26 protein-coding genes are annotated in these 17,230 nt (G+C 57.4%); 3 read left to right on the forward strand and 23 right to left on the reverse strand.

The window, feature by feature from the left end; all coding sequences use genetic code 11:
- Position 1: 1 nt before the first annotated feature.
- From GA0061071_RS18665 to GA0061071_RS18775, 23 genes are all read right to left on the reverse strand, one after another.
- The gene (locus GA0061071_RS18665) at positions 2 to 283 is read right to left on the reverse strand and encodes a phage tail assembly protein (protein WP_061493593.1); all 282 of its coding nucleotides are present in this window, start codon (positions 281 to 283) and stop codon (positions 2 to 4) included.
- A gap of 62 nt (positions 284 to 345) precedes the next feature.
- Positions 346 to 864 carry a phage major tail tube protein gene (locus GA0061071_RS18670; RefSeq protein ID WP_061493594.1) on the reverse strand — a complete coding sequence of 173 codons (519 nt, stop codon included), beginning with the start codon at positions 862 to 864 and terminating at the stop codon, positions 346 to 348.
- Between the two features lie 12 nt (positions 865 to 876).
- Positions 877 to 2,058 carry a phage tail sheath protein gene (locus GA0061071_RS18675; RefSeq protein WP_061493595.1) on the reverse strand — a complete coding sequence of 394 codons (1,182 nt, stop codon included), beginning with the start codon at positions 2,056 to 2,058 and terminating at the stop codon, positions 877 to 879.
- A gap of 132 nt (positions 2,059 to 2,190) precedes the next feature.
- Positions 2,191 to 2,622 carry a tail fiber assembly protein gene (locus GA0061071_RS18680; protein WP_088236675.1) on the reverse strand — a complete coding sequence of 144 codons (432 nt, stop codon included), beginning with the start codon at positions 2,620 to 2,622 and terminating at the stop codon, positions 2,191 to 2,193.
- A 1-nt stretch (position 2,623) separates the two neighbouring features.
- A complete protein-coding gene (locus GA0061071_RS18685) occupies positions 2,624 to 3,547 on the reverse strand; it encodes a phage tail protein (protein WP_088236676.1) in 924 nt (307 codons plus the stop codon).
- A 129-nt stretch (positions 3,548 to 3,676) separates the two neighbouring features.
- Complete coding sequence (locus tag GA0061071_RS18690; protein WP_088236677.1) at positions 3,677 to 4,273, reverse strand: tail fiber assembly protein; 597 nt, start codon at positions 4,271 to 4,273, stop codon at positions 3,677 to 3,679.
- Positions 4,273 to 5,346, reverse strand: coding sequence for a phage tail protein (locus tag GA0061071_RS18695; RefSeq protein ID WP_088236678.1), 1,074 nt, complete (start codon positions 5,344 to 5,346; stop codon positions 4,273 to 4,275). The genes GA0061071_RS18690 and GA0061071_RS18695 overlap by 1 nt, the downstream gene beginning before the upstream one ends.
- A gap of 177 nt (positions 5,347 to 5,523) precedes the next feature.
- On the reverse strand, positions 5,524 to 6,558 hold the full coding sequence (locus GA0061071_RS18700) for a phage tail protein (RefSeq protein WP_088236679.1): 1,035 nt from the start codon (positions 6,556 to 6,558) through the stop codon (positions 5,524 to 5,526).
- Positions 6,555 to 7,166, reverse strand: a complete 612-nt coding sequence (locus GA0061071_RS18705) for a phage tail protein I (RefSeq protein ID WP_088236680.1) — start codon at positions 7,164 to 7,166, stop codon at positions 6,555 to 6,557. The genes GA0061071_RS18700 and GA0061071_RS18705 overlap by 4 nt, the downstream gene beginning before the upstream one ends.
- Positions 7,159 to 8,067 (reverse strand): baseplate assembly protein, encoded by a 909-nt coding sequence (locus GA0061071_RS18710; protein WP_061493601.1) that lies wholly within the window; start codon positions 8,065 to 8,067, stop codon positions 7,159 to 7,161. The genes GA0061071_RS18705 and GA0061071_RS18710 overlap by 8 nt, the downstream gene beginning before the upstream one ends.
- Positions 8,068 to 8,071: 4 nt before the next feature.
- A complete protein-coding gene (locus GA0061071_RS18715) occupies positions 8,072 to 8,419 on the reverse strand; it encodes a GPW/gp25 family protein (protein ID WP_061493602.1) in 348 nt (115 codons plus the stop codon).
- Positions 8,416 to 9,051 (reverse strand): phage baseplate assembly protein V, encoded by a 636-nt coding sequence (locus GA0061071_RS18720; protein ID WP_061493603.1) that lies wholly within the window; start codon positions 9,049 to 9,051, stop codon positions 8,416 to 8,418. The genes GA0061071_RS18715 and GA0061071_RS18720 overlap by 4 nt, the downstream gene beginning before the upstream one ends.
- A gap of 86 nt (positions 9,052 to 9,137) precedes the next feature.
- A complete protein-coding gene (locus GA0061071_RS18725) occupies positions 9,138 to 9,605 on the reverse strand; it encodes a phage tail protein (protein ID WP_088236681.1) in 468 nt (155 codons plus the stop codon).
- A complete protein-coding gene (gene lysC, locus GA0061071_RS23660; protein ID WP_082794139.1) occupies positions 9,544 to 9,813 on the reverse strand; it encodes an Rz1-like lysis system protein LysC in 270 nt (89 codons plus the stop codon). Before lysC ends, GA0061071_RS18725 begins: the two co-directional genes overlap by 62 nt.
- Positions 9,713 to 10,126, reverse strand: coding sequence for an Rz-like lysis system protein LysB (gene lysB / locus GA0061071_RS18735; protein ID WP_061493605.1), 414 nt, complete (start codon positions 10,124 to 10,126; stop codon positions 9,713 to 9,715). Before lysB ends, lysC begins: the two co-directional genes overlap by 101 nt.
- On the reverse strand, positions 10,123 to 10,632 hold the full coding sequence (locus GA0061071_RS18740) for a lysozyme (RefSeq protein ID WP_061493606.1): 510 nt from the start codon (positions 10,630 to 10,632) through the stop codon (positions 10,123 to 10,125). Before GA0061071_RS18740 ends, lysB begins: the two co-directional genes overlap by 4 nt.
- Complete coding sequence (locus GA0061071_RS18745) at positions 10,616 to 10,837, reverse strand: HP1 family phage holin (protein ID WP_061493607.1); 222 nt, start codon at positions 10,835 to 10,837, stop codon at positions 10,616 to 10,618. The genes GA0061071_RS18740 and GA0061071_RS18745 overlap by 17 nt, the downstream gene beginning before the upstream one ends.
- Positions 10,828 to 11,031 carry a tail protein X gene (locus GA0061071_RS18750; RefSeq protein ID WP_088236682.1) on the reverse strand — a complete coding sequence of 68 codons (204 nt, stop codon included), beginning with the start codon at positions 11,029 to 11,031 and terminating at the stop codon, positions 10,828 to 10,830. The genes GA0061071_RS18745 and GA0061071_RS18750 overlap by 10 nt, the downstream gene beginning before the upstream one ends.
- Positions 11,032 to 11,249: 218 nt before the next feature.
- Entirely contained in the window at positions 11,250 to 11,435 is a 186-nt protein-coding gene (locus GA0061071_RS18755; RefSeq protein WP_061493609.1) for a hypothetical protein, read from the reverse strand.
- A 47-nt stretch (positions 11,436 to 11,482) separates the two neighbouring features.
- Complete coding sequence (locus tag GA0061071_RS18760) at positions 11,483 to 13,489, reverse strand: replication endonuclease (RefSeq protein WP_088236683.1); 2,007 nt, start codon at positions 13,487 to 13,489, stop codon at positions 11,483 to 11,485.
- Positions 13,490 to 13,711, reverse strand: coding sequence for a TraR/DksA C4-type zinc finger protein (locus GA0061071_RS18765; protein WP_061493610.1), 222 nt, complete (start codon positions 13,709 to 13,711; stop codon positions 13,490 to 13,492).
- Positions 13,712 to 13,806: 95 nt separating this feature from the next.
- A complete protein-coding gene (locus GA0061071_RS18770) occupies positions 13,807 to 14,145 on the reverse strand; it encodes a DUF5347 domain-containing protein (protein WP_061493611.1) in 339 nt (112 codons plus the stop codon).
- Between the two features lie 38 nt (positions 14,146 to 14,183).
- Positions 14,184 to 14,483: a Cro/Cl family transcriptional regulator gene (locus GA0061071_RS18775; protein WP_420843406.1), complete on the reverse strand. Its 300-nt coding sequence runs from the start codon at positions 14,481 to 14,483 to the stop codon at positions 14,184 to 14,186.
- A gap of 193 nt (positions 14,484 to 14,676) precedes the next feature.
- Here GA0061071_RS18775 and GA0061071_RS18780 point away from each other — a divergent pair, with 193 nt between their 5' ends.
- The 3 genes from GA0061071_RS18780 to GA0061071_RS18790 all read left to right on the forward strand — a co-directional run bounded on the left by GA0061071_RS18780 (position 14,677) and on the right by GA0061071_RS18790 (position 17,220).
- Complete coding sequence (locus GA0061071_RS18780; RefSeq protein WP_061493613.1) at positions 14,677 to 15,528, forward strand: phage repressor protein CI; 852 nt, start codon at positions 14,677 to 14,679, stop codon at positions 15,526 to 15,528.
- Positions 15,529 to 15,535: 7 nt separating this feature from the next.
- Positions 15,536 to 16,585 (forward strand): site-specific integrase, encoded by a 1,050-nt coding sequence (locus GA0061071_RS18785; protein ID WP_061493614.1) that lies wholly within the window; start codon positions 15,536 to 15,538, stop codon positions 16,583 to 16,585.
- A gap of 209 nt (positions 16,586 to 16,794) precedes the next feature.
- Positions 16,795 to 17,220, forward strand: coding sequence for a DUF2946 domain-containing protein (locus GA0061071_RS18790; protein ID WP_408612848.1), 426 nt, complete (start codon positions 16,795 to 16,797; stop codon positions 17,218 to 17,220).
- Positions 17,221 to 17,230: the final 10 nt, after the last annotated feature.

The raw sequence follows: 17,230 nt of genomic DNA on the forward strand, positions 1-17,230 counted from the left end.
CTTACCGTGCCGAAGCCGGTGACAAAAAACCAACCACCTTGCCGGCCAGCGCCACCATATCCACCAGGTCCAGCGCGCTCACTTCCTGCTCGGTAAGCGACGGCGAGGTAATGCGCGGCAACACTTTGATCAGCGCATCCACTTCGGCATTCGCCACTGCCGCCAGGCTCACGCCACGCAGCGTGCCGGCGTTCGGTTTCATCAGGGTAATAACAGTAATGCTCTGTTCGCCGCGTGTGATCGGGTTTTCCAGGGTGATGACGTTGTCAGTTTCGTTGCTCATGAGTTCCTCGTGGTTCCATTAGCGGGGGAAGAACCGGCCAGCGAGGCTGACCGGGATGCGCATTACAGGCCGATATTGCGGCGGTGCTGCTCGAGGCGGTCTACGCCGTTGACTTTTTCGATCATGTTAACGGTGTCGATTTCCACCAGTTCCTTGCCATCCATCGTCAGTTTGAAATAAGTGCAAACGACGGAGATTTTGGATTCGGTGTCTTCGCCCACTTTGTTTTCGCCTGTGTCGATCTCTTTCTGGCGACCACGCATGACCACTTCGACTGCCACCGTTTCACCGGTGTCGTCGCGCTGGTAGGAACCGGCGAAACGCACAGGGACGGCGTCTGCGCTGGTTGCGCCATACAGTTCCCAGATAGCCGTATCCGGGAAACCGCCCAGCGTCCACTCCATCGACATGGCGTCGTCATCCAGCCCCATATCGACAGGCGCGACACCACTCATGCCTGCGCCGCGGTAGTTTTCCAGCTTGCGGGTCAGTTTCGGCAGCGTGATGGATTTGGCGATCCCCTGATAGCTGTAGCCATTGAGGAACACGTTCATGTATTTCAGTTTTCTCGGCATTGCCATTTATCAGGTTCCTTAATTGCTGTTGACCGAGGAGACCAGATTCACCAGGTACTTATCGGTGATGCGCTGGCGTAAGGTCAGGTTTTCCAGTGGCGGCACCGGCGTATAGTCGTAATCGATATACAGTTTCCCGGCTTTCAGGGTGACGGCATCGTTGGCGGTTTCGTCGAACCAGCAGGTGGCATCCACGATGTACCCGTTGCTTTTCAGCTCGCGGAACTTCGCATTAATGCCTTCGATGATGTCGCGGATAAGCGTTGCGGTGATCGGTTTGTCCACCGCCCACATATGCGCATCGGCCATGGTGTCGGCGATAACCTGCGCGGTGCGGGTGTAGTTTTCAAACAGGAACAGCGGATCATCGGAGCAGGTGCGGTTGCCCCAGAAGCGGAAACCGTCTTTGCGGATAAGCGTGGTCACGCCAGCCGCGTTGAGCAGATCCGCGTCGGTACCGGATTCCTGCAAATCCCAGAACACCGGAGTACTGATGCCGGTCACACCGTTAACGCCAACGTTGGACAGGGTTTTGTGCCAGCCAACGGACTGGTCGATGTAAGCACGCAGACCCAGCGCGCGGGCAGTAGCGTAGGCGGTGGAAGTCGCGTTCGCGACGGTATCCCAGGCGAGGAAATCTGGCCAGATCACCATCAGCTCACGCTGGCTGAAGTTTTCGCGATACTTCATTGCATCGGAAAGGGTTTTGCAGCCCCAGGCACTGACATAGCCGAAGGCGCGCAGTTTCTGGCAGACAGAGGCCAGTGCGGTGGCGACTTCCTGGGTGTCATAACCCGGAACGCCAAGAATACGCGGTTTCACGCCGGTTACCGCTTCAGCGGTCAGCAGTGCTTTCAGGCCAGTGTATTTACCGTTTGCATCGGTGGTGCCGATGATATTGGAAATGGTCTGCGCCTGCGCGGTGTCGCCCGTGCCTTCCGCAACGCGCACCACAACGATGACCGGTTTCGCCTGGTCAGCAATGGCTTGCAGAGAAGAGGAGAGCGTACCTTTGACGCCCGCTTTCGCAATGGCGCTCTGCACGCTGGTGATCAGCACTGGTTCATTAAGGGGGAACATCTCAGCGTCTGCATCGCTGGCGGTACATACCATGCCGACAATGGCCGTTGAGACAGTGGAAATGACGCGTGTGCCGTCGTTGATTTCGACGACCTGGACGCCATGATGATAGTCACTCATCCGTTTAACTCCGTGGTTTTGGGGTGAGTGCTATTCTCCAGGGCGGCGGGGTCGGGCGCTATTTATCGGCGTTGGGGCTGGGCTGAAACAACAGTGACGGGCAAAAAAAAACGGGCCGCAGCCCGTTCGGTTTTATTCCGGCAGCGCGGGCCAACTGATATCCGGCGCGGTAGCGGTGTCGATCGCGGTTACGCTATCGATGTAATCTATCCAGTTATTGAGTTGCGCGGTTTCGTTGTCTGCGAGTTTCCGTCCCATTAATAACTTCGTCTGCCAGATAACAATTTTTGCGGTGGCGGCATTGAGCAGAAGCGTTTTATGCTGATCCGCCAACGCTTTTTCCTCCTCTGAGGACAGCGGTGGAATATCAACCCACGCCGGACGCCCATCAACCGCGCCGAGTTGTTTACCATTTGGCGGGGTCTGGCACCAATAGGCGCTGACTTCTGCATCGGTTGCTTCGACAGCATCAACCGGCCATGTCTCGTTGTTATAGGTCCCGTCATCTTTCCATGCTGCTGGAATAAACGCATTCATAGCGGGAGAAAAAAAGGCTGTTGTCATATTAATACCCCAATGCAAAGGTAAATGCGCCATACACGCCCGGCGTGCCGTTTATCCGCAGATGAAAATTGGTCATCACTCTCGGGTCAGGATCTGAAACGTTATTAAAGGAGATAGTCGGGTAATCTGTCCCTGCCACACCCAGACGTTTAAAGGTTCCCCAAACCCCGAGCCGCTGGTTTGGAAACGGTGTGGGGTGTGTCCAGGTGGCGTCTCCGCTGGCATTGGACATGACATTCCCCCACTGGATAATCAGTCCGCCGGGTTTATCGGGAATCCGAATGTAATCAGATTGGGTAAAGCTGGCTTTAGGCAACAACGCGGAAATCAATGCTTCAATCCCCAGGTTTTTAACCGCCGCAGCGACGGCTGCGGGGCCCGAATCGGCTATCTCTTTCAGTGACTGGGAAATTTGCAAATACTGGCTGTGCGGGTTGGAGGCTTTAATATGATCGCTAAGTTGGTCGTCCACGTACTGACGACTGGCGAGCGCCACCGTGGCATCCACTTTTAAGGTGATGGCCGACGTATTCGAAATCGTCAGCACCATGCGGATGGTTTGCGTGCGGCCACTGCCTTCATCCAGTTGCGGTTTATAGGTTTCCGGGCAGTTCGCCACGGCCACCAGTACCCCAGCATCGTCGTAGAGACCCATTTCGCGGATCCAGAAGCCGCCTTCATTTTCCGGAATAATTTGCTCGGCGATAATCTGGTTACTGTTGATGCTATCCACCATCAGCACATTCAGTGCACCGATGCGTTTCTGGTTCACCAGGCTGGTTTGCGTGGCGTTCGGTGAGGGCAGCGTGCCATTACCGTCGCCAACTGCCATGCGGGTAATGTTAAGCCGGGTGCCTTGCGCCGTGGCGGCCGCCAGCTTCGCTGCTCCCTGATTGGTCAGAATGGCATAATATTTCGCAGTCATGCGTTCACTCTCGGTTATCGGATAAGTAAACGACATTGTCCGGTGCAGATGTGGGAGGGGGCTATCGGTCGGGGTTGGCTGCGGTCTGGTACAACCCGGCATAAAAAACGGGCCGAAGCCCGTTGCGTATTATGCCGGTTGCACAGGCCAGCTGATATCCGGTGCCTGCGCGCTATCCATTGCCTGCACGGCATCAATATAATCCATCCAGGCGATCAGCCGCGCTTTATTAGCATCGCTAATGCGGCCCAGTTGCAGGGCCGTCTGCCACAGGCTGATGGTGTTTTTCGCTTCATTCAGCAACTGCGTTTTTTTCTGCTCTGCGCTGGCTATTTGCGCGGCATGCTGTGCGGCGCTGTTGGTGACCCAGGTGCTGCCGTTCCACTTATCGTACGGCGTTGCCGGGGCAAGCGTGGTCACGTTCGCCGGGTAATCACCCAGCGTGGTAATAGACGTTTTTTCACCGCTTTCGAGATTATAAACGGTTTCGCCGCGATGATCGGCAACGTATTGCCAACTGCGGCCATCGGTCGCGCAGCACACCGCGAAACCGTTTTTCGCCGCCAGCGGTGGTTCAACGGTCGAATTGCCGGGAATACCCACGCCAATCGCCAGGTACTCTACCGACGTAGAGTAGTATTCGCGTGTCTCACCATCAAAGTTATAGACAGTGATCTCCCCGGCAGCGGTGGCAATCAGGTTCTGGTTCAGCGTTGCTTGCGACATTATTGAGCCCTCACGATGTAATTAAATGCAATGTTGCGCGGTCGGTTTTCTGCCGCGGTAGGGACGGAGAGTGAGGCGTTAACACCAATTCCATATCCGTTAGCCAGGGTTTCTGACGATCCCCCGCCTTGTGGCATTCCCATTCCGTATAAAATCCCGCTGACATGTTGCTCGAATCCGTAGGGGGCAACACAAGGAATCGACCCCACCAGGTTGCGGATAGCGTCTCCTTGTGCAGTTAATAACGCTCTTCCTGCATCTACCCCACGTCCATCATCCCAGCCACGAAGAAATTCCCCACGTAGATCCGGCAGTACGCCAGAAGGGTAGGCTGCAGCCAGCCTTGGGAATTGCACTTTATCGAACGTGGCACCGTTGCACTTGAACCAACCGCCCGGCGGTGTTGCCTGCGGCCAGGCGACTGGCGCGCCGACAGGAAGAATGCCGTCATAATCGGCGATAACATCACGCACATATTTGGTGTTGGCGATTTGCTGCCCGTAGTTGCTGACAGGAGTATTGGGCACGGTCGGCGCGCCGGTGAATACCGGGCTGGCAAGCGGCGCATACTGAGTGTGCGGGTTGCTGGCCTTAATATGATTATTCATCAGGTCGTCAGCGTACTGGCGTGTGGCCAGCACCACCGACGGGTCAATTTTGAGGGTGACCGCCGCCGTTGACGAGACCACCACCACCATGCGAATCGTCTGCGTACGCCCGCTGCCTTCCTGCATCTGCGGCTTATAGGTTTCCGGGCAGTTGGCAATGGCAATCAGCACGCCGTCGTCATCATATAGGCCGATTTCGCGGATCCAGTAACCCCCTTCGGTTTCAGGAATCACCTGCTCGGCAATAATCTGGTTGGCATTGCTGGGGTCAACAGAAAGCCGGTTCAGCGGCGCAATACGTTTCTGGTTAATCAGTTTCGTTTGCGAAGCATCGGGGGTCGGCAACACGCCGTTGGCATCGCCGATCGCCATCTGCGTAAGAGTAAGTTTTGTGCCTAGCGCCGTTGCGTTCGCCAGCTTCGCTGCACCCTGACTGGTCAGAATGGCAAAATATTTTGCGGACATGCGTTAACTCTCTGGTTGTTTGTGGATGAATGAAACATCGCGGTTAAGACAGGCGTTATTTTCCGTTCAGCCACAGACGAACACCATTTAACCGGGTTTATTACGGGCTGACACAACGACGAGGAATAAAAAAAAGCGCCAGATGGCGCTGTGTTTAACAGAATGGCAATACGGGCATTACGCTGCCCGGACGATATAGTTAAAAGCAATGTTGCGTGGGCGGTTTTCAGTTGATGTTGGCACAACGAGCGACGCATCAAATCTGACACCATAGTTAGTGGTTGGAGATACGGACTGGGGCACAGGCGTGATCGTGTTATTGGTGCCAGAGTTAAAAGTGGCCAGTGCGCCGCTGACACCAGTTGGAATTACCACGCCGTTAGAACCTGATTGATAGGCAATTATTGAGCCAGTGATATTGCGAATGGCATCTCCCTGTGCGCTTAACAGCACCCGGTCGGTATCCACCTTGCGCCCATTATCCCAGCCGCGAATAAACTCGCCGCGCAGATCAGGCAACACGCCAGACGGGTACACCGCTGCCAGCCCAGGCCAGGTGGCTTTATCAAATGCCGCGCCATTGCACAACAGCCAGCCGTCAGGCGGCATTGCCGCAGGGTAAGGCACCGGCACGCCAATCGGCGTGTAGTAGGCGATATCCGCTACTTTCACGTATTGCGGATGCGGGTTGGCAGCAGCCAGGTGATTCGCCAGCAGGCTGTCTGTATAGGCTTTCACCTCAATGACTTTATCATCCACATACTTACGCGTGGCCAGCACCACCGCCGGGTCAATGGTCAGCGTCACCGATGACGGCGACGATACCGCCAATAGCATGCGCACAATTTGCGTGCGACCGCTGCCTTCCTGCATCTGCGGTTTATAGGTCTCCGGGCAGTTGGCGACGGCAACCAGCGAGCCCTCATCATCATACAGACCGATTTCGCGGATCCAGAAACCGCCCTCGGTTTCCGGAATCACCTGTTCGGCAATAATCTGACTGGCATTGCCGGGATCGAGAGTCAGCGTATTCAGTGGCGCAATACGTTTCTGGTTAATCAATGCGGTTTGCGCGGCATCCGGCGTGGGTAATGCGCCGTTAGCATCGCCGACCGCCATTTGCGTCAGTTTGAGCTGACGGCCAAGCGCGGTAGCGTTCGCCAGTTTCGCCGCCCCCAGGTTGGTCAGAATGGCAAAATATTTGGTGGTCATGGGTTAACTCTCAGGTCATCAATCAAATGAACAGCGGAAGCCGGGAAGCTCTCACCGCCAACAACAATCTCTTCCGGCGCGTAGGGGTAAACCGTCAGCTCTTCACCCAGGTAACAGCCCGCACCGACATAAAACTCACCCTGCGTACTCAGGCTAATATTCAGGCTGGTGAGATGGCGGCTCGCGGGTTTTGCGTCATCAATCAACCGCTCCAGCTCCCCGTACATCGCCTCGGTGATGCCGTGATCCTGCACGCCAATCACCAGCTTAAAGGTGCCAGGCTCGGCGTTGTCCTGCCACCACTCGCGCAGCTCAATCAGAAAACCGAGCGGTTCGACAACGCGGTGCAGGGCGCTGAGTGTGCCTTTGTGCTGATGAACATAAAAAGAGGCGGCAATCACGTTGCGTTTGGTGGCTTCCGGCCAGGTGTAATCCCAGCGATCGACCGACAGCGCCCACGCCAGGTAAGGCAGCAGCTCCGCCGGGCATTTTTGCGGGTCCCACAAGGTACGCAGCGGCACCGGCACACGTTCGATTTGCGCCGCCGCTGTGGTTGCCGCTACCTCAAGCCCTGAGGAGCCAACCGGTAACAGGCGGTCATCATTCATCGGTACCTCCGGCCTGAATGCTCCACGCGGTGCAATACGACGCCTGATGTTTGTCGAGCACCAGATCGCTTTGCGGGGCGCTCAGCTCGACACGCTGCACGCCTTCAACATGCAGGGCGGCATAAATCGCCGACTGGCGAATGTCGCGGCCAAGTCGGCGCTGGGCATTGATATAGGCTTTCAGTTGCGCTTCGGCGGCCTGGCGAATCGGTTCGGATTCCGGTCCAGGGTAGAAATAGAGCGTGGCGTTAATCTGGTACGGCACAATCTGTGCGCTTTGCACCGTCACGCGATCACCCACCGGGCGCACATCTTCCGCGTTTAGGGCTTTATCGACGATGGCGACCAGTTCGTCGCTGGCGCTGCCATCGCCTTCGCGGGAGAGCACCGACACGGTGATATACGCCGGATTCGGACTGACCACGGAGATATCCGCCACCCGTCCGTCGGCGCTGCGCCCGTGGTATTCATACGCGCCCACCGGCCCGGCGACGCTTAATCCTTCAAACGCCTGCTGCGCGCGCAGACGCAGATCCTTATCGGACTCCATCACGGCGGCGGTCGGCGGAAGGGTGCTGTCATCCGCCGGGGTGATGGTCAGACGCGCGGTGTTGCTGTTGGCGGCAACCACATCGAGGTCATTCCCGGCGGCGTAGGCCAGCATCACCGCGCGTGCGGCTTCGTTGACGCGCTGGCGCCACATCACTTCGCGGTAGGCGTTCTCTTCAAGAAACTTGGTCAACGGCTCAGATTCCAGCGCCAGCGTACGGGCGATTGCCTCTTGCTCATCCGTTGGAAACAGGGAAATCAGCGTTGCTTTACGCGCATCGAGGATAGTTTCGTAATTCAGCTCCTCGACCACGTCCGGCGCAGGAAGCTGGCTCAGATCGATAATCGGCATGGTTTTAACTCACAGGAAGGGTTAACGAAAGGGATTCACCGGTGCTGGCAAGCTGGCCGGTCAGGTTGACAATCATTTTGCCGTCGAACTGGCGCTCAACGGTCACCGCGCTGACGCGGATGCGCGGCTCCCATTTCAGCAGCGCCATATAGCACGCCGCCTGAATTTGCAGTGCCAGCGCCGGGGTTTGCGGCTGGTCGATCATCTCAAACAATTGCGAGCCGTAATCGCGGCGCATCACCCGCGAGCCAATCGGCGTACGCAGGATGTCGCTGATGCTCTGGCGGATATGCGCAGTGTCGGTCAGGCTCGCGCCAGTGGTGCGGTTTAACCCGCTGTAACGAACTGTCATAGAGGTGCTCCTGTTGTGCCGCCGCTGTCGCCAGGGTGTTGATGGGTATGCAGCACTTTGCCGTTGGACGACAGCGAACCGCCGCTGTGCTCGATATTGCCGCGCATCGTGCCGCCGCTTTTTACCTCCAGCGTGCCGGTGATGAGCTTATTGGTGCAGACCACTTCCGGGGTATCCAGCGTGACGCGGGTGGATGCCTTCACTAACACCTCCGGCACGCTGGCGGTAATGGATTGTGAGGCGCTGATCTCGGCGGTTTTGATGCCGCTGACTTTCAGGGCGCTGGTTTGGGGTTCGTACTCAACTACCGCGCCATCCGGGAAGGCAACATGCCAGGCATCCGCCGAAGTGGACGGTGCCGGGCGATCGTCGGAATAGATCCCGGGCAGAACAAAGGCGGTGTCGAGTTCGCCACCGACCGCCAGCACTAACACCTGCTCGCCGACGGAAGGCGCCCACCACGTACGTGATTGACCGGCGCGGTGGGTTAACCACTGCAGCCACTGGGTAACAAGGCCGCCTGTCTGCACACGACAACGCCCGGTGTTAAGGTCGGTTTCGACGATAATCCCGGTGCGGATCATATTGCGCAGTGCGCGGGCCATTTCCTGGAGCGAGAGTTGTGTATTCATACGCGAAATGATGCTATGCGACCCCGGCTTTGGAAAACGGACAACGCTGTCCGGGTTTTGGCACAACGCCAGGGAGCAATGGGTTATCAGGAGGACCAGCTGCTGAGCAGCTCGCCGTGAACATACAGCTCTTTCGGGCGGGTCACCAACGCCGGCGGCAACGGTTCCGGCAGCGTTTCGGCATACAGCGCGCCATCCACTTCCTTCACCTGTGTGCGTTCCGTCAGTTGCAGCGTGAGGGCCAGATCCTGCGTACTGTCGCTATTGGTAACCAGCGTCCAGCTAAAACAGGCTTGCTGCCCGGCCTCCACGGTGAGGATATCGGGCTGGTTGTCGCGTAGCCACAGCATCACCGGCACGAAGATCGTGTCGATATCGCCGGAAAAACCACTGACGGCGACATTCAGACTGAACTGTTTTTCAAACGACAGTGAGTGGGAGAGGGTGGCAATATTTCTGCCTTTATCCACCCACAGTCGCAGCATGGCAGGGTTAGTGCGCAGGGCCGGGACGGCGTCCATCAGGGCTTTGCGCAGCGTATCGGGTTTTAGCATTTATCTCATCCTGGCAGTGTTTAACGGTTTCGACCTGTAACGCGCACTGTTCCAGCGCGCGCTCAAGCCGTCGAATATCGGCGCTTAAGTCGCCGTTGGTTTGGGGATTACTTGCCGGCATCGGGCACAGACTGACCTGCGGGCAACGGTTGTAAACAGTGACCGGCAGAGGCGCAGGCGGGGCGCTGGTGCACCCGGCGCACAGCATCAGGCAGCTCAGCGCTGTACCAGCGGCGAAACGCATCGTTTTCATTGATTAACCTCGTAATAGCCTGTTCGCGCTGCACCGCCTGCGCACTGGCGGAATCCAGTTGCTGGCGCAGCGCCACCTGCGCCTGCTCGTTGCTGTCCGCCAGTTCGCGTGAGGCGGTAAGCTGCGCGTTCAGTTGTGCGATAGCGCTGTTTTGCGCCTGGGTTAGCTGGCGGGACTGTGCCAGCGACGTGCGCAGCGTGTGGTTTTGCTGCAACAGCCACAGCAGGCCGCAGACGCCCAACAGCAGGGCAATTAGCCAGGTTTTCATAACGTCCCCTGGAGACATAAGGCGCGTTCACGCTGGCGGCGATTTTCCAGCCCGGTATTGCGCACACCGTCGATAAACACCCAGCGTGGCAGCTGATCGCAGGCCTGTTGCCACTGTTTTTTATTGAGGAAAAACGCCAGCGTTGAGCGGCAGGCGGCACCGGTACCGACGTTAAACGCAAAGCTGATCACCGCGTCGTAGACCTGCGGCGGCATCGCCACCGTTACGCACTCCGACAGTCGACGCTCAACATGCAGGACATCGGCGACCAGGTTGACCGCCGCCTCTTTTTCCGTGATATCGCGTTTCGGCGTGACGCCGGCGGTATGGCCAATACCGGACGTCCAGACGCCAGCGCTGCACTGATAAGGGCGCAGCCGACAACCTTCGAGATCGGCAATCAGCGCCAGCCCTTGCTGCGAGGTATGGAGTAAGCGGAAGTCCGGTATCAGTGCCGCCAGCGCCAGCACGACCGCTGCGCTACAGCGTTTAACGGGTAAGCCCATTGATCACCTCCTGGCTCGTGGCGCAGGATTTGAGAAACAGATAGCTCTTTCGGCGGTAATACCAGTTCACCGCCACGGTAACGGCAACGCCGAGCGCGCCAAACCAGGCGGCGAAGTCTTGTGGCGTCATCGCGCCAAAAAACGTCAGCGCGACGCTGATCCAGTACGCCAGCGACGAGGTGACTTTTTCGATGGTCATGCCCATAGGTTCACCGTTTCGTTCACCGTGGCGACCGCCACTTCCGGCAGTTCAACGTGGGTGCCATGGGGCAGGATCACCCCGAGTTCCGCCAGTCCAGGGTTGGCCAGAAGTACGGTTTCGACCACGCCTTCCGTGCGGCCGTAATAGCGCAGACAAAGGATGTCGAGGGTGTCGCCCTGTTGTGTAATTGCATTCATCGTGTTCGGATCTCTTGCGGTCTGGAGGGAGTGTTTCCAGCTTCAAGTGTCGTGGGTGGGGCAGACAGACGCCATCTGTCAGGGCTGGTTAAGCGTTGGCACAACGTGAGAAAGCCGTAATGATGCAGAAAGGGGAGAACAACAAAAGCGCGCGCCAGACCGGTGGCGGCTGGCGCGCAATGCTGTAAATGCCTCTGCCTGAGGAAGGCGGCAGAGCGTTATTCGGCGGGGTAAAAAAGCTCCTTATCTGCTACCCCTGGGGTTTCGCTGTGTGCGATGTTCGACACCATGGTCATGGCGAGTTCCATCTCTTCCCTGGTACAGCGATGAAGTAGCGCCAGATCAGTAATCAGTTTGACGCACGCCCAATTAAACTGCGATTTTTCGAAACGTTCAGACACCATGAATCCCCTCATGTGCTTTTACTGTATGGATGTACAGTATCATAAGCCTAATAGTAATGGGAAGCGAAAAATATTTCATCTTGATACCTATGTTGATGATTAGAAAAAGTATTGTTGTTTTCTGATAACGGTTTCTCTCCTCTGTTTTTTGTGAATTGCGCCGCAATTTTGTCAGGAGACTGGCAACAGCCCGCCTGCCATTCCCGCCGGGGCGTACAGTTATTGACAGAACTCCAAGAGGGCGCAGACGCGCCCTGAAGGTCAAGGTCCGTACGCTTCGGCACAATCTTCCATTTCTTCAGCCGCGTGAGCACCGGCGAACCCGCGCCGACGGTGGTGTCGTACAGGCCGCGAATGGCTACAATCGTTTCGCCATACTGATTAAACATGTTCTCCTCCTCGTACCATGTGCGCACTTGCAGGTCGTCCCGGCGTACAAACGGCCCGCCCTGCGCATTCACATAGCCAGCCCAGTCACCGGCGTCGGCGGCGTCATGCACCTGCGCGAACTCCACGCTTAACCCGCGTGCGGTTTCGCTGTCGGCCATGCGCCGCAGTTCGCGGTACACCGTGACCGGTGCGCCGCCGATAAACTGGAACTGGCGGATACGCCAGCGCGAGGCCCATGCCGCCACTGCGCAAGCGGTTTCCTGCAACGGTGAACCGCTCTCGTGATCGGTTTCACCTTCCAGCGCATAACCGTCGATATTCTTAGCGATGTACTTCGCCACATAACCGGTTGCGCTGCCCTTCCGTGAATCTATCGCCTGCGCATCAAAGCGCGCTTTCTTCGCTTTGTCACTATTAAGTTCATGATTGTCTTCAAGTTTTGCGTACTCGCTCGTAATATCGCGTACGCGAGCAACATCCTGAGGCTGCATAAACAGCAGCAGATGCCAGTGCGGGGTGCCATCGTGATGCGGCTCCGCCACGCGAATGCCGAACACGCGCAGATTATGGCGGTGCAGCTTGGCGCGAATACGCGCCCACAGCGCGGTGAAGTAACGTTGGGTCTGCGCCGGACTGGCACCGTTCCACTTCCGATTGCGGTAGCCGGCGCGGGTGGTGGCGTGCCAGGCGGAAGGGGCGGTCAGGGTGTAAAACTCGCCCACGTAACCCAGGTTCTGGCAGATGGTCTCGAACCCGCGAATGCGCGTCATCAGCTCGCTGCGGCGGATCGCCGGGTTGGCTACCGAACCATCGTGTTTATCGATCAGACTGATGCGGTTGCCTTCTTCGTCCTCGAGTTCCATGCCTTTGAGAAACTCACGGTTACGGCGTTTTTGCTCGCGCCAGGCACTGACGCAATCCTGGCTGGCGTAGGGGTGTTTTTTCTTGCTGACGTTGCCCAGTGCGATCTGGAGATGTTCCCGCCACTGTGCAGCGATGCGGCGTAAATGCCCGCGCCACCACTGTTCGCTGAACAGGCGGATCACGGCCGGGGCGAGGTCGCTGGCGTTGGCCAGTTTGCGGGTGACCCGTTGCCAGTGCGGCGGTGTGACGTTGAATTGCAGGGCGATGATCCCCGCGCGCATATACCAACGATGCAGGGTTTTCAGCTCGGCGTCGTCGGCGTTATCGATATCTGCCAGTTCGCCGCGAATAAAATTGGCGATGTCCGCCGACAGCCGGTCGATCGCTTTTTTCGTCATGTCCGGTAGGCGGTTGTAGCGGGCGAGTAAATTCACCAGCCGGCTCGCGAGGTCGCGCTGAACCGGTGTATCGAAGTGGCCATTAAATACCGCTTTCGATACGCGCTGGTGAATGCAGGTGAGTTGGTAACGCTGTGTGACTGCGTTGAGGCGGGGCAGCGTACGCGCCACAACGTGGCGCAGCCAGGCGTTGGCGCGCGCCTCGCCGTGGTGCTTCTCCAGCGTATCTGCCGTGCGCATGATTGGCAGGCGTACACACTCCGGTTGCAGCGCCAGCGCATGACGGGCTTGCAACAACGCCGCAATCAGCTGATTGCGACGGTGGAGTTCGGCATGCGTGAGGTAGGGGCTGGCAATCGCCGGACGCGGTGCGTTCCACGGAAAAGCCCACGAGATCGCCAATTAGCGCCTCCTGTAGTGTTTATCTTGCCGTTCGGCGCGGTGCTGGCAGGTTACGCAGCAGGTCACGCCGGGCAGCGCCATACGGCGGGCTTCGGGGATAGGCGCATCGCAGTTTTCGCAGGTCAGACGCGACGGTAACAGCAGGCGGTTGCGTGCCTGGCGGATGTACCGTTCGCGCTCTTCCAGCTCACGCTGTTGTACGAGATCCATTTCATCGGCCATCGGTAACGCTCCTTAGGGTGTGGTGCATTGGGTTTCTCCTGATTGCGGGCAAAAGGGGGCCTGGCGGGTGGACGCCATGGCTTACGGATTGGGGGTTAACGCGGCAGGGTCAGGCGTTTCGGGAACAGGCTGACGACCGCGCGGAAATGGTTCATTGCACTGATCACGGCTCTCTTCTCTTCAAGCGTCAGTGCGTGTGGGCCGAGAGCCTGGCGGGCCGCGGGCACGCGGGCGAGAAAGAAGATCGCCGCCAGTGCGCGGCTGTTTTCGTCGTACTGCGCGTCGCGCTTATCGCACAAATCCTCGATAAAACGCGCCACTTCGGGCCAGCTATCGCCCCAGTGACTGGTGCGGAGTTCGGCGATATGGTTCAGCCCGTTAAGTCGTTCTCCGGCGCTGAGCGGTACGCTGATGCGGTCTGCTGTGATAGCCATACTCTCTCCTGTTTTCTTCTGAGCTTGCAAAAGCAAACTCAGTTAAAGGATGTGCCGGCGCGGTGATCGATATAGCGGCAGTCGATGGCCTGCTGCGTTAATTTGTCGCGCCAGGCTTTCACATTGATCAACGTACGGCTACGTTTCCCGGCATGTTGCGCCGCGGAATAGTCGCGTGTCGGGGCTTTGAGCAATATGCCTTCGTCAAGCCATTGCCAGACCAGACGTTCGCTGATACCGCGCATGGCGGCGAAATCTTTCACCGTCATCGCGTCGGACATCGCCGAGCGGATCAGCGTTTGCAACGCTGGCAGCAGGGCGGACATCAGCTCATCCATTTGGCCATGGGTGAAATTTCCGGATTGCATTTGAGAGTCGGATAACGGATGAGACGGCGTTGATTTTGCATCTGACATATCGCATTATCTCCTGTGGTTTGAAATGTACTGCACTGGTGTGCATTCTGGTCTATGCACAGCAATATAAATCGCAAATGCGATTGTGTAAATCACTTTTTCGAAGTTGGTATGCATGAGTGAAAACAAGATGAGTGTTCAGGATGTGATTGAGCGCATTGCCGCGTCCTATTCCGTCTCCAGCCAGAAAGCGCTCGCCGAAGCGCTGGATGTGCCGGCGAACAATATCAGTAGCTGGATCCAGCGCGAGAGCGTGCCCTATAAAGCAGTGGTCAAATGTGCGCTCGATACCGGGGCCGATCTGCACTGGCTGGTGGAAGGTGAGTTTGCAAATGCAAAATTAACCGATAAACCCGCACCGAAAGGCAAAGCGTTGTATAACGAGATTTTATCGACCGGCGGGCGGCCGGTGCTGCGCCGAATCCTCGATGCATACGGGTTTCAGATGCAAAAAGATCTCGGTGATTTGCTGGATATCTCTTCCGGAACCATCAGCACCTGGGTGCGGCGTGAGTTTTTCCCCGGCGATGTGGTGGTGACGTGCGCGCTGGATACCGGCGTGTCGCTCAACTGGCTGGCGACCGGCAAAGGCGAGATGTATCCCGCCGCGTCCACGTCAGCTGTGCAACACGAGGCGGCGCTGAGTATCCCGAAATATCGCCATGAGTCCGGCGAACTGAAAGAGGCGGGCATGTGGTTGCTGGATCGTAGCCTGGCACCGTCGTCCGTCGACAGCCTGAATTTTATTGAAGGGCTGAATGCGGGCTGGCTGGTGGACACTTCCGCGCAAAAAATCGGTAACGGTCGCTGGTTTATCCGCATTGATGATGTGCTGGATGTGTTTGATGTGGTGCGCTTGCCGGGCGGCAAGGTGCGTCTTACCAATCATTCGGCGGATTTTGAGTGCAACGTGACAGAGATTGAGCCGTTTGGCGTGGTGATTTTTACGCTGGAAAAACACGTTTAGGGTAACCATGACGGTCAGCAAACAGAAAAATGGGAAGTGGCTGTGCGAGCTCTATCCGCAGGGACGGGAGGGGCGACGTATTCGTCGGCAGTTTCCTACCAAAGGTGAAGCCGAGGCATTTGAGCGCTGGACAAAGCAGGAGGCGCAGGAGAAGCCCTGGCTTGGCGAAAAAGAGGACCGCCGTCGGTTGAGCGATCTGATTGCGCTGTGGTTTAAGTTGCATGGGCAGTCGCTGGCGGCCGGGAAATCGCGGATGGCTAAGCTGGAGATTGTCTGCCGGGGACTCGGCGACCCGCTGGCGACGGAGCTGACCGCGAAAGTGTGGGCGCACTATCGCGATCGGCGTTTGAGTGGCGAAATCGATAATGGTTACACGCGCGATCCGGCGAACTGGAAGGTGAAGCCGGTGACGGTGAACCGTGAGCAGCAGTATCTCAGTGCGGTGTTTAACGAGCTGAGTCGGTTGGGGGAGTGGCAGTTACCGAACCCGCTCGAGGGGGTACGGACGTTTCGCGAGAAAGAGCGCGAGATGACGTGGCTGACACCGCCGCAAATCGCCACACTGCTGGCGGCCTGTGACGCGTTCGGGAATCGCGATTTAACGCGGGTGGTGAAGGTGTGTCTTGCCACCGGCGCGCGCTGGCGCGAAGCGGAAAACCTTCAGCGCACGCAGCTTTCGGCCAATAAAATCACGTTTGTGAAAACCAAGGGCGGCAAGAACCGTACCGTGCCCATTCCGCAGTGGTTGTATGACGAGCTTGCGCCATTGCAGGGGCAGATGTTCCAGCCGTGCTATCCGGCGTTCAGCAAAATGCTGGCGTCCACCGATATCGCACTGGCCGAGGGGCAGAAAACCCATGTGTTGCGCCATACCTTTGCCGCGCATTTCATGACCAATGGCGGCAATATCCTGGTACTGCAGCGTATTCTGGGTCACGCCAATATCCGTGAAACCCTGCGTTACGCCCACTTCGCGCCCGATCATCTGGAAGACGCGGTAACCCTGAACCCGCTGGCGCATTTTAATGGCGGCAAAATGGCGGCAGAAGTTGCATAACGCTGCAATTTATTGCAGTGAAAGAGGGGGTAAGGCATTGGTAGGTAACGGTTATGAGCGTGTTGTGGAGAGGCGCGGGAAAAGCGTCTTAACTAGTTTTTTTGTGCTCTCTTCGAGGGATGCCAACCGCTTTTCGTTCTTTTTGGTGAAAAAATTAACCTTCTGGTGATGATTAATTTACAATGCCGCTTCGATCGGGAGGAGAAGGGGTGAAGCGTATTTTTCATCAGTATGCAGCAAAACGCGCGGCCGCCTGGCTGGCGTTATTTTCGATCCTGCTGATCCTCATCGCCCCGCTGATTTCCGTCTCGTTGCAACACGATTCGATGAAGGCGATGGCGGGCATGCATCATGAGATGAGCATGCCAATGCCTGACCATCATCAGATGTCGCATGCGCAAATGCGTCATCACGAAATACCCTCACAGAGCATGCCGCTCGACCACGCCCAAGCGTGTGGCTATTGCGTACTGCTGGCGCATGTTCCTGGCCTGATTTTCCTTGTCGCCATGTTGCTACTGGGGCGCGTATTGCGTATGCGCCTGGCCCCCGGAAAGCAAGAGGTTTCGCACTGGCACTTCTTTCCCTGGCTCTGGCCAGATACCCGCGCGCCGCCGCGCGTCTGCTTTTTCTGACACGATAATA

It is taken from the genome of Kosakonia oryzendophytica (assembly GCF_900094925.1).
Taxonomy (GTDB): Bacteria; Pseudomonadota; Gammaproteobacteria; order Enterobacterales; family Enterobacteriaceae; genus Kosakonia; species Kosakonia oryzendophytica.

Coding starts and splice junctions, on each gene's coding strand:
- GA0061071_RS18665 (WP_061493593.1), bottom strand. CDS start 283: ATGAGCAACGAAACTGACAACGTCATCACCCTGGAAAACCCGATCACA.
- GA0061071_RS18670 (WP_061493594.1), bottom strand. CDS start 864: ATGGCAATGCCGAGAAAACTGAAATACATGAACGTGTTCCTCAATGGC.
- GA0061071_RS18675 (WP_061493595.1), bottom strand. CDS start 2,058: ATGAGTGACTATCATCATGGCGTCCAGGTCGTCGAAATCAACGACGGC.
- GA0061071_RS18680 (WP_088236675.1), bottom strand. CDS start 2,622: ATGACAACAGCCTTTTTTTCTCCCGCTATGAATGCGTTTATTCCAGCA.
- GA0061071_RS18685 (WP_088236676.1), bottom strand. CDS start 3,547: ATGACTGCGAAATATTATGCCATTCTGACCAATCAGGGAGCAGCGAAG.
- GA0061071_RS18690 (WP_088236677.1), bottom strand. CDS start 4,273: ATGTCGCAAGCAACGCTGAACCAGAACCTGATTGCCACCGCTGCCGGG.
- GA0061071_RS18695 (WP_088236678.1), bottom strand. CDS start 5,346: ATGTCCGCAAAATATTTTGCCATTCTGACCAGTCAGGGTGCAGCGAAG.
- GA0061071_RS18700 (WP_088236679.1), bottom strand. CDS start 6,558: ATGACCACCAAATATTTTGCCATTCTGACCAACCTGGGGGCGGCGAAA.
- GA0061071_RS18705 (WP_088236680.1), bottom strand. CDS start 7,166: ATGAATGATGACCGCCTGTTACCGGTTGGCTCCTCAGGGCTTGAGGTA.
- GA0061071_RS18710 (WP_061493601.1), bottom strand. CDS start 8,067: ATGCCGATTATCGATCTGAGCCAGCTTCCTGCGCCGGACGTGGTCGAG.
- GA0061071_RS18715 (WP_061493602.1), bottom strand. CDS start 8,419: ATGACAGTTCGTTACAGCGGGTTAAACCGCACCACTGGCGCGAGCCTG.
- GA0061071_RS18720 (WP_061493603.1), bottom strand. CDS start 9,051: ATGAATACACAACTCTCGCTCCAGGAAATGGCCCGCGCACTGCGCAAT.
- GA0061071_RS18725 (WP_088236681.1), bottom strand. CDS start 9,605: ATGCTAAAACCCGATACGCTGCGCAAAGCCCTGATGGACGCCGTCCCG.
- lysC (WP_082794139.1), bottom strand. CDS start 9,813: ATGCTGTGCGCCGGGTGCACCAGCGCCCCGCCTGCGCCTCTGCCGGTC.
- lysB (WP_061493605.1), bottom strand. CDS start 10,126: ATGAAAACCTGGCTAATTGCCCTGCTGTTGGGCGTCTGCGGCCTGCTG.
- GA0061071_RS18740 (WP_061493606.1), bottom strand. CDS start 10,632: ATGGGCTTACCCGTTAAACGCTGTAGCGCAGCGGTCGTGCTGGCGCTG.
- GA0061071_RS18745 (WP_061493607.1), bottom strand. CDS start 10,837: ATGGGCATGACCATCGAAAAAGTCACCTCGTCGCTGGCGTACTGGATC.
- GA0061071_RS18750 (WP_088236682.1), bottom strand. CDS start 11,031: ATGAATGCAATTACACAACAGGGCGACACCCTCGACATCCTTTGTCTG.
- GA0061071_RS18755 (WP_061493609.1), bottom strand. CDS start 11,435: ATGGTGTCTGAACGTTTCGAAAAATCGCAGTTTAATTGGGCGTGCGTC.
- GA0061071_RS18765 (WP_061493610.1), bottom strand. CDS start 13,711: ATGGCCGATGAAATGGATCTCGTACAACAGCGTGAGCTGGAAGAGCGC.
- GA0061071_RS18770 (WP_061493611.1), bottom strand. CDS start 14,145: ATGGCTATCACAGCAGACCGCATCAGCGTACCGCTCAGCGCCGGAGAA.
- GA0061071_RS18775 (WP_420843406.1), bottom strand. CDS start 14,483: ATGGATGAGCTGATGTCCGCCCTGCTGCCAGCGTTGCAAACGCTGATC.
- GA0061071_RS18780 (WP_061493613.1), top strand. CDS start 14,677: ATGAGTGAAAACAAGATGAGTGTTCAGGATGTGATTGAGCGCATTGCC.
- GA0061071_RS18785 (WP_061493614.1), top strand. CDS start 15,536: ATGACGGTCAGCAAACAGAAAAATGGGAAGTGGCTGTGCGAGCTCTAT.